Here is a 13,866-nt window from a genome sequence, read left to right as displayed (position 1 = left end):
CGTGACATGACCGATTACAACGCCCTGAGCGACGACGAATTCCGCCTTCAGGTGCGCGACTGGGTCGCCGCCAACTACCCGCAGCGCATCCGCAACCCGGCCCACCGCCTGGGCCGCGACGACACCTGGGAGTGGTACCAGGCGCTGTCGAAACAGGGCTGGCTGTGCCCCGGCTGGCCGGTGCAGTTCGGTGGCATGGGCCTCGCCGCCGGCAAGCAGCTGATCATGATCGAGGAGATGGAAAACTACGGCTGCGCGCGCCTGCCCGACAGCGGCATCACCATGCTCGGCCCGCTGCTGATCCGTTACGGCAGCGATGCCCAGCGCGAGCGCTTCCTGCCGCGCATCCTCAGCGGCGAGGACATCTGGTGCCAGGGCTACAGCGAACCCAATGCCGGCTCCGACCTCGCCAGCTTGCGCACCGAGGCGCTGCTGCGCGACGGCGAGTGGGTCATCAATGGCCAGAAGACCTGGACCACCATGGGCACCGAGGCCAACTGGATCTTCGTGCTGGCGCGCACCGAGCGCAGCGCCAAGGCGCAGCAGGGCATCAGCTTCCTGCTGGTGCCGATGGACAGCCCGGGCGTCGAGGTGCGGCCGATCCTCAACCTGGAACTGCAGGGCGAGTTCTGCGAGGTGTTCTTCAACGACGTGCGCGTGCCGGAAGAGAACCTCGTCGGCGCGGTCAACCACGGCTGGGGCATGGCCAAGGCGCTGCTCGGCTTCGAGCGCATCTTCCTGGGCTCCCCAAAGCAGGCCACCTTCGCCCTCGAGCGCCTGGTGCGCCTGGCCCGTCACCAGGGCCTGTGGGGCGACCCGGTGTTCGCCCAGCGCTTCGCCGCACTGAGCATGGACCTGGACTGCCACAAGGCGCTCTACGAGCGCTTCGCCGAACGCCTGCGGCGCGGCGAGGAACTCGGCGCGGACGTTTCCCTGCTGAAGATCCACCAGTCCGAGCTGTACCAGCGCATCAGCGAGCTGGGACTGGAGATCGCCGGGGCGGATTCGGCGCTGCTCAACCCCTTCGCCGACGATGCCGAGCTGCACCCGGCGGGCATCTTCATCCAGTCGCGGCCGACCACCATCTACGGCGGCACCAACGAAATCCAGCGCAACATCCTGGCCAAGGCCGTGCTCGGCCTGCCGAGCTGATCGTGCGCGCAACGAACTCCCCGATCGAACGAACAGTAAGGAATCAGCAATGACCCAACGACTCAACGAAGGCAAGGTAGCGATCGTCACCGGCGCCGGTGGCGGCATCGGCCGCGAGATCGCCCTGGCCCTGGCCGACAGCGGCGCGCGGGTACTGATCAACGATATCGGCGTGTCCCTGCAGGGCGAGGGCGGCTCGGCGTCCCCGGCCGAGGAAACCCTCGGGCTGATCCGCCAGCGCGGCGGCGACGGCGCCATCAACACCGACAGCGTGTCGGACTGGGACAGCGCCCGGCGCATCGTCGCCAGCGCCATCGACGCCTTCGGCCGCGTCGACATCGTGGTGAACAACGCCGGCATCCTGCGCGACACCATCTTCCACAAGATGAGCGCCGAGGACTGGCTGTCGGTGATCAACGTGCACCTCAACGGCAGCTTCTTCGTCAGCCGCGCCGCCGCCGAGCACTTCCGCGCGCAGAACAGCGGCGCCTTCGTGCACATGACCAGCACCTCGGGGCTGATCGGCAACTTCGGCCAGGCCAACTACTCGGCGGCCAAGCTCGGCATCGTCGCCCTGAGCAAGTCCATCGCCCTCGACATGCAGCGCTACAACGTGCGCTCCAACTGCATCGCGCCCTTCGCCTGGAGCCGCATGACCGACTCGATCCCGGCCGAGACGCCGGAGCAGAAGGCGCGGGTGGAGAAGCTGCAGCGCATGACCCCGGACAAGAACGCGCCGCTGGCCGTCTACCTCGCTTCCGACGCCGCCTGTGCGGTCAACGGCCAGGTGTTCGCCGCGCGCAACCACGAGATCTTCCTGATGAGCCAGAGCCGCCCGCTGCGCAGTGTGCACAGCGAGAACGGCTGGACTGCGCAGAGCATCGCCGAGCACGGCATGCCCGCGCTGACCGGCAGCTTCATGGACCTGGCGCGCAGCCCGGACGTGTTCTCCTGGGACCCGATCTGACTCGGCGGAGGGCAGGCGCATGTTCAAGACCCGATTCACCGAAACCTTCGGCGTCGAACACCCGATCATGCAGGGCGGCATGCAGTGGGTGGGGCGCGCCGAGATGACCGCGGCAGTGGCCAACGCTGGCGGGCTGGCGACGCTCTCGGCGCTGACCCAGCCGACCCCGCAGGCGCTGGCCGACGAGATCGCGCGTTGTCGCGAGCTCACCGACAAGCCTTTCGGCGTCAACCTCACGCTGCTGCCGACGCAGAAGCCGATCCCCTACGCGGAGTACCGCGCGGCGATCATCGAGGGCGGTATCGGCGTGGTCGAAACCGCTGGCAACAACCCCGGCGAGCACATCGCCGAGTTCCGCCAGCACGGCATCAAGGTGATCCACAAATGCACCGCCGTGCGCCATGCGCTCAAGGCCGAGCAACTGGGGGTGGACGCGGTGTCCATCGACGGCTTCGAGTGCGCCGGCCATCCGGGCGAGGATGACATTCCCGGCCTGGTCCTGCTGCCGGCGGCGGCCAACCGGCTGCGCGTGCCGATCATCGCTTCCGGTGGCTTTGCCGACGGTCGCGGGCTGGTGGCGGCGCTGGCGCTGGGGGCCGATGCGATCAACATGGGCACACGTTTCCTCAGCACCCGCGAGTGCCCGGTCCACCCGCAGGTCAAGGCGGCCATCCGCGCGGCGGACGAGCGCTCCACGGACGTGATCATGCGTTCGCTGCGCAACAGCGCGCGGGTCGCGCGCAACGCCATCAGCCAGGAAGTGCTGGCCATCGAGGCGCGCGGCAATGCCACCTACGCCGACATCGCCACGCTGGTCAGCGGCCTGCGCGGGCGCACCGTCTACGAACAGGGCGACACCGACCTGGGAATCTGGTCGGCGGGCATGGTTCAGGGCCTGATCGATGACGAACCCGGCTGCGAGGAGCTGCTGCGCGACATCGTCGAACAGGCGCGCCAGCTGATCCGCCAGCGACTGGAGGGGCTGCTCACCTAGTGATTCTCAATGTGGCGGCGTGGGAGCAAGCGCGAACTTCTGGGGGACTGTGCCGCGGCTCTCCCTCTCCCTAGCCCTCTCCCTGAAGGGAGAGGGGACCGTTCGGTGAAGGCTGAAACCACTGCATCAGCCGGCACGGACAGCTCCCTCTCCCTTCAGGGAGAGGGCGGGGGAGAGGGCAGGCCCAGGCGCAGACTTTCAGGCACAGCGCCGCCGCCTTCACCTCACCTGACGAAGAGACAACAACAATGAAAAATCTTCCCGTACGGGCGCTCGTTTCGAGCATCGCCTGCCTGCCCCTGTTCGCCCACGCGGACTTCATCGCGGACAGCAAGGCCAACCTGGAACTGCGCAATTTCTACTTCAACCGCGACTACCGCCAGAGCAATGCGGCGCAGTCGAAATCCGAGGAGTGGGCGCAGGGTTTCCTGCTGCGCTTCGAGTCGGGCTACACCGAAGGCACGGTGGGGGTGGGCGTCGATGCCCTCGGCCTGCTGGGGATCAAGCTGGACTCCAGCCCCGACCGCACCGGCTCCGGCCTGCTGCCGTACTCGGCCAGCGACAAGCGCGCTGCCGACGACTACAGCTCCCTCGGCCTGACCGCCAAGCTGCGCGCCTCGAAGAGCACGCTGAAGGTCGGCACCCTGCTGCCCAAGCTGCCGGTGGTGCAGTACAACGACACCCGCCTGGCCCCGCAGACCTTCCAGGGCGGCCTTGCCGAGGTCAACGAGATCGACGGCCTCAGCGCGCAGCTCGGCCAGCTGCGCCAGGTGAAACAGCGCGACTCGACCAACGACGAAGACCTGTCGATGACCCGTGGCAACAAGCGCAACATCGTGCTCGGCAGCCACACCAGCAGCGACCGCTTCAACCTCGCCGGCGGCACCTACCGCTGGACCGACAGCCTCAGCACCAGCTACCACTACGGCGGCCTGGAAAACTTCTATCGCCAGCACTACCTGAGCGTGGTGCACACCCTGCCGATCGCCGACGGCCAGTCGCTCAAGTCGGATATCCGCTGGGCGCGCTCCACCGATGACGGCGGCAGCAATGTCGACAACCGCGCACTCAACGCGCTGTTCACCTACCGCATCGGCGGCAGCGGCTTCGGCGTCGGCTACCAGCGCATGTCCGGCGACACCGGCTTCGCCTACCTCAGCGGCACCGACCCGTACCTGACCAACTTCGTGCAGATCGGCGACTTCGCCAACAAGGACGAACGCTCCTGGCAGGCGCGCTACGACTACGACTTCGCCGGGCTCGGCCTGCCCGGCCTGACCTTCATGACCCGCTACCTGCAGGGCGACCACATCGACCTGCTGAACGGCCAGGGGCGCGGCAAGGAATGGGAGCGCGACACCGACATCGGCTACGTGGTGCAGAACGGCCCGCTGAAGAACCTCGGCTTCAAGGTACGCAACGGCGCCTTCCGCAGCGACTTCGGCAACGACATCGACGAGACGCGGGTGATCGTCAGCTACCAGATGCCGCTCTGGTAAACCGCCGCTGTTATTGCATCGTGCGGGGGGTGGCGGTTTGGCCAGAATCGCTCCGTCCGTGGCGGGAATGTCCCTTTCGGCAAAGGTCTGAACCGTGATTCACTGAATTTCATGCAGTGAATCCGGATTCAGATCATGGCTTACCGACACTCCCCAGCGCGGCTGCAAAAAGACGGCGAACTGCGTGAGCGCATCCTCGAACTGGCGCTGGCGCGGGTGGCCGACGGTGGTTTCGCCGCCCTGACCATGCAGGGCCTGGCGGACGACGCCGGTATCGCCACCGGTAGCCTGTACCGGCATTTCAGCGGCAAGGGTTCGTTGGCCGCCGAAGTGTTCGCCCGCGCCAGCCAGCACGAAGTCGATACCCTCGGCGAGCTGCTGAAAGCTCCCGGTAACGCCTCCGAACGCCTGAACCTTGGCCTGCAGCAGTTTGCCGCGCGCGCCTGGGGCAGCCGGCAATTGGCCTTCGCGCTGATCGCCGAGCCGGTCGATCCGGAGGTCGACGAGCAGCGCCTGATCTACCGCGAAGCCTACGCTGCACTGTTCGTCACCTTGCTGGAGCAGGGCATCGCCGCCGGCGAGTTCCAGCCCCAGCCGGTGCAGCTGACCGCCGCCTGCCTGGTCGGCGCCATCGCCGAAGCCCTGATCGGCCCGCTTTCGCCGCCTGCCCGCGCCGCGCGGGATGCCGGCCAGTCCAGCGTTTCCCTGGAGGACGTCAGCGACGCCCTCGCCAGCTTCTGCCTGCGCGCCGTCGGCGCGTCCACCCCAGCCTTGCCCACCACTGCCTCGCCCACGCCTGTTATGGAGGACCAGCCATGATCCCGCACCAACTCGCCGAAACCCACGAAGTGACCAACCAGGTACCGCCGCTGGACGGCGCCAACCTCTATCGCGTCGACGTGCCGCTGCAGGAGTGGGTGCGCCGCTACGGCGGCGGCTGGGCCGAGCAGAAGCTCGATGCCTATGGCGCGCTGGCCGGCGGACCGCTGATGGCAGCGGGCTTCCTGGCCAACGAGAACAAGCCGGTGTTCAAGTCCCACGACCGCTTCGGCCACCGCGTCGACCTGGTGGAGTTCCACCCGGCCTACCACGAGCTGATGCGTGCGGCCATCGAGGCCGGCCTGCCGTCCATGCCCTGGACCGACCCACGCGCGGGCGCCCATGTCGCCCGCGCCGGCCTGAGCTACCTGCACAGCCAGGCCGAGGCTGGCAGCGGCTGCCCGCTGACCATGACCTTCGCCAGCGTGCCCGCCCTGCGCCTGCAGCCGGATCTCGCCGAGAAGTGGCTGCCGAAGATCCTCTCCACCGAGTACGACCCGCGCAACCTGCCCATCGAGCAGAAGACCGGCGCCACCATCGGCATGGCCATGACCGAGAAGCAGGGCGGCACCGACGTGCGCGCCAACACCACCCGCGCCTACCCGGTGGGCATCCCCGGCCCGGGCCAGGCCTACGAACTGGTCGGGCACAAATGGTTCTGCTCGGCGCCGATGTGCGACGCCTTCCTTACCCTGGCCTACACCGACAAGGGGCTGACCTGCTTCCTGCTGCCGCGCCACCGCCCGGACGGCAGCCGCAACGAGTTCTACATCCAGCGCCTGAAGAACAAGCTGGGCAACTGGTCCAACGCCTCCAGCGAAGTGGAATACCGCGGCGCGCTGGCCTGGATGGTCGGTGAGGAAGGTCGAGGCGTGCCCACCATCATCGAGATGGTCGCCATGACCCGCTTCGACTGCATGGTCGGCTCCAGCTCGCTGATGCGCCAGGCGCTGACCCAGGCCGCGCACCACTGCGCCTACCGCCAGGTTGGCGGCCGCGTGCTGGCCGAGCAGCCGCTGATGCAGAACGTGCTGGCCGACCTCGCCCTGGAAAGCGAAGCCGCGCTGGCCCTGACCATGCGCATGGGCCGCGCGCTGGACAATCTGCACGACGAACAGGAAGACAAGTTCGCCCGCCTGGTCACCGCCGTCGGCAAGTACTGGATCTGCAAACGCGCTCCCGCGATGATCAACGAGGCCGCCGAATGCCTGGGCGGCGCCGGCTACGTCGAGGACACCATCCTCCCGCGCCTGTACCGCGAAGCACCGGTCAACTCCACCTGGGAAGGCTCGGGCAACGTGCAGTGCCTGGATGTGCTGCGTGCCCTGTCGAAGGAGCCGGGCGTACTCGACGCACTGTTCAGCGAACTGGGCGACGGCCACGGCGACGCGCGCCTGGCGTCGTTCATCGGCAACCTCAAGGCTTCCTTCGCCGACACCCAGGACATCCAGTACCGCGCCCGCCAGCTCACCGAAAACGTCGCCATCGCCCTGCAGGCCAAGCTGCTGCTGGAAGCGGGCAATTCGGTGGTCTCCGACGCCTTCATCGCCAGCCGCCTGGACGACGGCGGCCGCGTCTACGGCACCCTGCCGCGCGGGGTAGATGTGGAAGCGCTGGTGGCGCGGGCTACGCCGCATCTGGTGTGAGGAAATTTCGGTAGAAGTTTTCGGGTTGAACCGTCGCTAGCCGATCAATAGGTTGCAGGAGGAGTGTTCTTCGCCGGTGCCGGGATGAGCCTCGCAGGTCTTCATTTCGGTACGGGCAGCTCAGTGCTGAGATTGCCTTGGTCTATGGCTGCAACTAAAATTAGTTGCAGCTGGGAGAGGGGAATGTCTCAGCACGAGAAGCTGCTGGCCAAACTGCTGAACAGGCAGGTCGTGTTCACCTGGCAGGAGTTGGTAGCGCTGCTGTGCGGGCTGGGTTATCGCAAGCTCGAAGGTGAGGGAGGCCGGGTCAAGTTCGACAACGGCGACCCTCGCGCGATGATCAACCTGCACAAACCTCATCCAGGCAATGAATTGAAGGCCTATGCCAGGCGCCAGGTGATCGAGCACCTGAAAAGCGGAGGACTGATCCGATGAACAATCTGCTGCAGCACCGGGGCTACTACGGGTCCATCGAGGCCAGCCCGGAAGACAACTGCCTTTTTGGCAAACTGCTGTTCATCCGCGCCCTGGTCAATTACGAAGGCGAAACCGTCGCCGAGCTGGCTGGCTCGTTCAGGGCTGCGGTCGACGACTACCTGGCGGGCTGTGCTACGCGCAGTGTTGATCCGGAGATTCCCTGCAAGGGCTCCTTCAACGTACGCGTGGGCCACGAACTGCACATGGCGGCGAGTATCGCCGCCATCCAGCAGAACATCACGTTGAACGACCTGACGCGCCGCGCGCTGAGTGAGTACATCGAGCAGCACGCCTGACCGTTACTTGCAGGTTTTGCAGGACGTGCCACACGCTTGGGACGCCCCGACAGGCGATGTACGAAAATGGAATGCAGTCGATTCCTTTCGGCTGTCATCCGCACTCGCGGTCGCGGATTCTGTCATAGGCTTTCTTCAACCCTTCCGCTCATCCTGCCGACACGGAATCTGTCATCCCTTTCTGTGACGGAAGCAGGCAAGATGGAGCTGATCGTTCAGACAGGATGCCCACCATGAGTCTTACGACTGGCGACGAGTTCTTCGTCGCGCAGACCGCCGAAGAGGCCGTCGATCGACTGGCCGTGCTCCACGAGCGCGCCACCGGCGCCCTGAACCAGGCGCTCAAGCGGTACCTGAAGGACCGCGAAGTCCCCGACGCGCAGCAGCGCGAACAATTCCGCTACCCGCTGCTGCGGGTGACCTACCTGTGCCAGGGCGAAGTGCCCTCGACCACCCGCGCCTACGCCAAGGTCCAGGTGCCCGGCACCTACGCGGTGACCATCACCCAGCCCAAGGCCTTCCGCAAATACCTGCTGGAGCAGCTGCGCCCGCTGATGGAAGACTTCACCGTGCGCGTGGAAGTCGGCGTCAGTGCGCAGAACATTCCTTACCCCTACGTGGTGGAGGGCGGTGACGAGCTGGGTGGTTCGGGCGTGACCGCTGCCGAGCTGGCGCGGGTGTTCCCCAGTACCGATCTGTCAGCTACGTCTGATGGCGTGGCGGATGGCCTGTACGAATGGGAGAACGCCGACCCGATGCCGCTGGCGCTGTTCGATGCCGCGCGCACCGACTTTTCCCTGCGCCGCATGGTGCATTACACCGGCAGCGACTGGCGCCACGTGCAGCCGTGGATTCTGCTGACCAACTACCACCGCTACGTCGACCAGTTCATCCACCTGGGCCTGGAGCGCCTGCGCGACGACCCGCGCTTCGTGCGCATGGTCCTGCCGGGCAACGTGATCATCGAGCGCGGCACGGACGAGGGCGAGGCCAACGCCATCGTCGCCAGCGTCGAATGGCACCGCTTCCAGATGCCGGCCTACCACCTGATCGCCGAGGACGGCGACGGCGTGACCCTGGTGAACATCGGCGTCGGCCCCTCCAACGCGAAGAACATCACCGATCACCTCGCTGTGCTGCGTCCGCACTGCTGGCTGATGGTCGGCCACTGCGGCGGCCTGCGGCAGTCGCAGACCATCGGCGACTACGTGCTGGCCCACGCCTATATGCGTCGCGATGGCATCCTCGACCGTGTGCTGCCGCCGCATATTCCGATCCCGGCGCTGGCCGAAGTGCAGCTGGCGCTGCAGGAAGCCGCGGCGCTGGTCACTGGCGAACGCGGTGACCAGCTCAAGCGTCGTCTGCGCACCGGCACCGTGCTCACCTACGACGACCGCAACTGGGAGCTGCACTGGGCCCAGGAGCGCCCGCTGATCAACCTGGCGCGGGCCATCGCGGTGGACATGGAAAGCGGCACCATCGCCGCGCAGGGTTACCGCCTGCGGGTGCCTTACGGCACGCTGTTGTGCGTCTCGGACAAGCCACTGCACAGCGAGATCAAGCTGCCCGGCGCGGCCACCGCCTTCTACCAGCGCGCGGTGAGCCAGCACCTGTCCATCGGCGTTGCCGCCGTCGACCTGCTGCGCACCCAGCTCAACTCGCTGCACTCGCGCAAGCTGCGCAGCTTCGACGAGCCGCCGTTCCGCTGATCTGTGACAGGGCGCGGAGCGGCCACCAGGGAGATGGTGGTCGTCTTAGCTGCATCACGAAAGCAGCGCAGGGCGCATAACGCGCCAGCGTTATCCGCCGTGGAGGTTGCGGCGGATAACCTGTCCCAGGTTATGCGCCCTACGCTGCTGAAGAAAGCCGATGGAGAGCGTTGCCGATGACCGATCCTCGCAAGACCCCGGCGGGCCGTGTGCTCGCCCTGCTGGACCTGACCTCGCTGAATGCCGGCGATGACCTGCAAAGCACCGTGGACCTCTGCCGCCGAGCGCTGACGCCCTACGGCGAAGTGGCGGCGGTGTGCGTGTGGCCGAAGCTGACGCACGTCGCCCGGCGTACGCTCAATACCCTGGGCGGCCGCGATGTGCGGGTCGCCAGCGTGTGCAACTTCCCCACCGGCGACGCGCCGCTGGCCGACGTGGTGGAGGAGGTGCGCAAGACCCTCGCCGAGGGCGCCGACGAAATCGACCTGGTCTACCCCTGGCGCAAGCTCAAGGCCGGCCAGGAGACCGGTGCGGTGGCGCTGATCCGTGCCTGCAAGACGTTGTGCGGGCCGTACCATCGGCTCAAGGTGATTCTGGAGACCGGCGAACTGGCCGACCCGGAACTGATCCGCACGGCCTGCCGCGAAGCCATCGCCGGCGGCGCCGACTACCTCAAGACCAGCACCGGCAAGGCGACGCTGCACGCCACGCCCGAAGCCGTGCGGGTGATGCTCGAAAGCATCGCGGAGGAGGGCGGCAAGGTCGGTCTGAAAGTCTCTGGCGGGCTGCGCACGCTGGCTGATGCGCAGGTCTACCAGAAGCTGGTGGAGGAGCGCTTCGGCGCCGCCTGGATCAAGCCGGAGCACCTGCGTTTTGGTGCGTCCGCGCTGCTCGATGACCTGCTGCGCGAGTTGAGTGGCTCAGCGGAGCCGGTCTCCACGCGGAGCTATTGATCGCACCGCGTTGACGCCGCCGAGGGCGAGCCTAGAATGCTCGCCTTTCGCGCAGCGGGGAACCGTGGCGCGTCCCTCCGGTCGGACCCTCGCCGACCTTTTTCGCTGGTGATCCCATGCCGTTCCGCGCCCCTTCGCACCTCACCAACCCACTGCGCCGTTTCGCCCGCCGACTGGTGGAGAACGGCACGCCCGAAGTGGCCGCGCCGCTCCCTCTGCCCGACAGCATCGCCGGCGAGCCCTGGTTCTCCGTGGGCAAGGCGGTGGCAGGCTTGGGCGGCGAGCGCGTGGATGGCTGGTGCCTGGAGGAGTGGCCGGGCCTGGCCCTGCGCGCCCGTTTCAGCGCCTGCTGGCGCGACGCCCAGGGCCGCCTGTGGAACGTACTGCCGGGCGGTGAAGCCATCGCCTTCCTGCCGGACCCGAAGCGCCGCTACGAAGGCGTGCCGCTGGCCGAGCAACTGCATGCGCTGGAACGGGACGAGCTGCTGGAGGATTACCTCTGGCTCAGCCGCGAGCTGAGCAAACCGCAGCTGGACGACGAACGCCGGGAAGTCCGCGAATCCATGCACCAGCGCCTGGAAAGCTGGCTGGAGCTGGGTGGCTGCGGCGACAAGCCGTGCCCGTGCAACAGCGGCAAGCGCTATCGCAACTGCTGCAGCAAGCGGGTGCGGGAGAACTGATACCTACCCTTGTAGGAGCAACTGTCTTCTTCTGAAAATCCGTGCCTGGGTTCCCCTCTCCCCCGCCCTCTCCCTGAAGGGAGAGGGAGCTGTCCGTGCAGGCTGACACTTCGGCTTCAACCTGCACCAAACGGTCCCCTCTCCCTTCAGGGAGAGGGTTAGGGAGAGGGCAAGCCCACGCGCAGGATTTCATGTAGGGCCATGCCCGCGATCGCGCGCAGGGCGCGCTCCTACAGGGAACTGTCCGGCATCGGTGGAACGAGCCATTGCTCCCCCGGCTTCGGCGCGCAGAAGCGCTCCGCTGCCACGCCGCGCTGCTGCAGCGCCGCCGCCAGGTCACTGACGGGGGTGAACTGTCCTTCGTCACTCAGGCGGAAGGTGCCGAAATGGATCGCCATGCTGCACTGCGAGTCGAGGTGCTGGTGCGCCTGCACCGCGTCGTCGGGGTTCATGTGGTGGTGGCGCATGAACCAGCGCGGCTCGTAGGCACCGATGGGCAGGGCGGCGAAGCGCATCGGGCCGAAGCGCTGATGCATCAGGCCGAACTCCTCGCCCAGCCCGGTATCGCCGGGGAACAGCAGCGGGCCGTCCGGCGACTCCAGCACGAAGCCCATCCACAGTGTGCGGTTGGTGTCGCGCCGCGAGCGTGCCGACCAGTGCTGCGCCGGCACCCCGGTGAGCAGCATGCCTTCGGGCATCGGCAGGCTCTGCCACCAGTCCAGCTCGGCGATGTCGGTGAAGCCGCAGGCGCGGATCAGCTCGCCATTGCCCAGCCCGGTCACCACCTTCGCCAACGGGAAGCGCCGCGCCAGCTCGCGCAGGCTGTGGATATCCAGGTGGTCGTAGTGGTTGTGGCTGACCAGGATCAGGTTGATCGGCGGCAGCTGGTCCAGCGCCAGGCCCGGCGGATGCACGCGCTTGGGGCCGACGAAGCTGAACGGACTGGTGCGCTCGCACCACAGCGGATCGGTCAGGATGTTCAGACCGCGGTGCTGGATGAGCAGGGTGGCGTGGTTGATGTAGGTGATGCGCAGTTCGTCGCCTTCGACGCGAGCCGGCGTTTCCGGGCGGGAGTCGGGGCCGGGCTGGGCCAGCCACTCCGGCTGGCGGCCGCGCTCGCGCTGCCATTTGAGGAAGGCGCGCAGGCCGTTGTGCGGCTGGCGGTCGAGGTTGTGGAAGCGGATGCCGTCGAAGTGTGCAGTCTGCGGGCCGCGGTAGCGGGCGCCGAGGCGGCCGCTGAGGTTCTGCAAGGTGATCAGCCAGGTGGGGTGGCTCATGGGCATGCTCGTGCGCGCTCTTGCGATGAGTACTCGGCACAACCTAGCATGCCGGGATTCGCCGTACCCCTAGCCCTCGGTTACCAGTCTTTTCGCCATGCCCCGTCCTCCGCGCCCTGCCAATCGCCGCCCCGCCTCTCGTCCCGCGCCTCGCCGCGTGGCCAAGGCGCCGCCGGCGCAACCGAAGCTGATCCTGCTGAACAAGCCGTTCGACGTGCTGACGCAGTTCAACGACAGCGACGGCCGCGCCACGCTGAAGGATTTCGTCGATGTGCCCGGCGTCTACCCGGCCGGTCGGCTGGACCGTGACAGTGAAGGCCTGTTGCTGCTGACCAACGACGGCCGCCTGCAGGCGCGCATCGCCGATCCGAAGCACAAGCTGCCGAAGACGTACTGGGTGCAGGTGGAGGGTGAGCCGAGCGACGAACAGCTCGACCAGCTGCGCAAGGGGGTGCAGCTCAATGACGGCCCGACCCTGCCGGCCGAGGCGCGGCGGCTGGAGGAGCCGCAGCTGTGGGAGCGCGACCCGCCGGTGCGCTTCCGCAAGTCGGTGCCGACAGCCTGGCTGGAGCTGGTGATCCGCGAGGGTCGCAACCGCCAGGTGCGGCGGATGACGGCGGCAGTCGGCCTGCCCACGCTGCGCCTGGTGCGCGTGCGCATCGGGCCGTGGCAGCTGGACGGGTTGCAGCCGGGGCAGTGGCGGGAAGTCAGCCCCGAGCTCTGAGGCCCGGGGCAGGTGTCAGAAGCCGCCTTCGAGCCCGGCGACGACCACGGACTTGATCAGGAAGCCGAGGACGCCCAGGCCCAGTGCGAAGAACAGCACCATGGTGCCCATGCGGCCGGCCTTGGACTTCTTGGCGAGGTCCCAGACGATGAAGGCCATGAACAGGATCAGGCCGGTCACCAGGCCATACATCATCCAGTCTTCGAAACTTTCGTTCATTACAGCTCCTGCCCGGTGCGGAGGGTGTCCGAGGGACGCCGGGGCGCGGTGGTGGTGAAGAAGGCGCGCATTATACGCATGCGGCGCTGTGTCGTTCAGAGCCGTTCATAAAATGATCAGTTCCTGCTGCGGGATGGACGGATCGCCCCGGAAATTGCCGTGGCGCGGCGGCTGGCGGGGGAAATCTGCGGTATCGATTTCGTTTGGCGGGAGGCAGGGTGCGGTGCTGTGTCGCAGGAGGTGTTTTCGCCAAAGCGGGGGCTGCGCTCTGTCTGGGTGTACTGCGTCGCTTCGGCGTGCGCGCAGACTTTTTGTTTCGCCCCCTCGGGCGACCTTCTTTGGCAAACGACCCAAAGAAGGCAAAGGTCTTGCCCCGGTACGACTCACCCACATAGGTGACAGTTTTGTTCAGGCACATGGGTAACAGTTTCTAACCTGCAGGGGTCACCTCACG

14 protein-coding genes are annotated in these 13,866 nt (G+C 67.0%); 12 read left to right on the top strand and 2 right to left on the bottom strand.

Annotation, left to right across the window (positions count from 1 at the left end; all coding sequences use genetic code 11):
- Window positions 1–6: 6 nt before the first annotated feature.
- The 11 genes from J2T47_RS26920 (at window position 7) to J2T47_RS26870 (ending at window position 11,192) form a co-directional block, all read left to right on the top strand.
- Entirely contained in the window at window positions 7–1,152 is a 1,146-nt protein-coding gene (locus J2T47_RS26920) for an acyl-CoA dehydrogenase family protein (RefSeq protein WP_253453492.1), read from the top strand.
- 49 nt (window positions 1,153–1,201) lie between these two features.
- The gene (locus J2T47_RS26915) at window positions 1,202–2,119 is read left to right on the top strand and encodes an SDR family NAD(P)-dependent oxidoreductase (RefSeq protein WP_253453489.1); all 918 of its coding nucleotides are present in this window, start codon (window positions 1,202–1,204) and stop codon (window positions 2,117–2,119) included.
- A gap of 19 nt (window positions 2,120–2,138) precedes the next feature.
- Window positions 2,139–3,113: an NADH:ubiquinone reductase gene (locus tag J2T47_RS26910; RefSeq protein WP_253453487.1), complete on the top strand. Its 975-nt coding sequence runs from the start codon at window positions 2,139–2,141 to the stop codon at window positions 3,111–3,113.
- Between the two features lie 248 nt (window positions 3,114–3,361).
- On the top strand, window positions 3,362–4,612 hold the full coding sequence (locus J2T47_RS26905; RefSeq protein WP_253453485.1) for an OprD family porin: 1,251 nt from the start codon (window positions 3,362–3,364) through the stop codon (window positions 4,610–4,612).
- Window positions 4,613–4,747: 135 nt separating this feature from the next.
- On the top strand, window positions 4,748–5,431 hold the full coding sequence (locus J2T47_RS26900) for a TetR/AcrR family transcriptional regulator (RefSeq protein ID WP_253453483.1): 684 nt from the start codon (window positions 4,748–4,750) through the stop codon (window positions 5,429–5,431).
- The gene (locus J2T47_RS26895) at window positions 5,428–7,077 is read left to right on the top strand and encodes an acyl-CoA dehydrogenase family protein (RefSeq protein WP_253453481.1); all 1,650 of its coding nucleotides are present in this window, start codon (window positions 5,428–5,430) and stop codon (window positions 7,075–7,077) included. Before J2T47_RS26900 ends, J2T47_RS26895 begins: the two co-directional genes overlap by 4 nt.
- A 183-nt stretch (window positions 7,078–7,260) precedes the next feature.
- Window positions 7,261–7,512: a type II toxin-antitoxin system HicA family toxin gene (locus tag J2T47_RS26890; RefSeq protein ID WP_253453479.1), complete on the top strand. Its 252-nt coding sequence runs from the start codon at window positions 7,261–7,263 to the stop codon at window positions 7,510–7,512.
- Window positions 7,509–7,850, top strand: a complete 342-nt coding sequence (locus J2T47_RS26885) for a type II toxin-antitoxin system HicB family antitoxin (protein ID WP_253453477.1) — start codon at window positions 7,509–7,511, stop codon at window positions 7,848–7,850. The genes J2T47_RS26890 and J2T47_RS26885 overlap by 4 nt, the downstream gene beginning before the upstream one ends.
- Window positions 7,851–8,083: 233 nt before the next feature.
- Window positions 8,084–9,559, top strand: a complete 1,476-nt coding sequence (amn, locus tag J2T47_RS26880) for an AMP nucleosidase (RefSeq protein WP_138212040.1) — start codon at window positions 8,084–8,086, stop codon at window positions 9,557–9,559.
- A gap of 176 nt (window positions 9,560–9,735) precedes the next feature.
- Window positions 9,736–10,512, top strand: coding sequence for a deoxyribose-phosphate aldolase (gene deoC / locus J2T47_RS26875; protein ID WP_253453475.1), 777 nt, complete (start codon window positions 9,736–9,738; stop codon window positions 10,510–10,512).
- A 116-nt stretch (window positions 10,513–10,628) separates the two neighbouring features.
- On the top strand, window positions 10,629–11,192 hold the full coding sequence (locus tag J2T47_RS26870; RefSeq protein ID WP_253453474.1) for a hypothetical protein: 564 nt from the start codon (window positions 10,629–10,631) through the stop codon (window positions 11,190–11,192).
- Window positions 11,193–11,422: 230 nt separating this feature from the next.
- Here J2T47_RS26870 and J2T47_RS26865 read toward each other — a convergent pair whose 3' ends face one another.
- Window positions 11,423–12,475 carry an MBL fold metallo-hydrolase gene (locus J2T47_RS26865; RefSeq protein ID WP_253453472.1) on the bottom strand — a complete coding sequence of 351 codons (1,053 nt, stop codon included), beginning with the start codon at window positions 12,473–12,475 and terminating at the stop codon, window positions 11,423–11,425.
- A 151-nt stretch (window positions 12,476–12,626) separates the two neighbouring features.
- Between J2T47_RS26865 and J2T47_RS26860 the strand changes: the two genes are divergently transcribed.
- Window positions 12,627–13,193 (top strand): pseudouridine synthase, encoded by a 567-nt coding sequence (locus J2T47_RS26860; RefSeq protein ID WP_253453470.1) that lies wholly within the window; start codon window positions 12,627–12,629, stop codon window positions 13,191–13,193.
- A 15-nt stretch (window positions 13,194–13,208) separates the two neighbouring features.
- Here the strand turns inward: J2T47_RS26860 and J2T47_RS26855 are convergent, their stop codons facing one another.
- Complete coding sequence (locus J2T47_RS26855; protein ID WP_015475469.1) at window positions 13,209–13,412, bottom strand: DUF2788 domain-containing protein; 204 nt, start codon at window positions 13,410–13,412, stop codon at window positions 13,209–13,211.
- Between the last annotated feature and the right edge of the window lie 454 nt (window positions 13,413–13,866).

The organism is Pseudomonas nitroreducens (assembly GCF_024170165.1).
Lineage (GTDB): Bacteria > Pseudomonadota > Gammaproteobacteria > Pseudomonadales > Pseudomonadaceae > Pseudomonas > Pseudomonas nitroreducens_C.
This window is presented reverse-complemented; position numbering and strand designations above follow the sequence as displayed.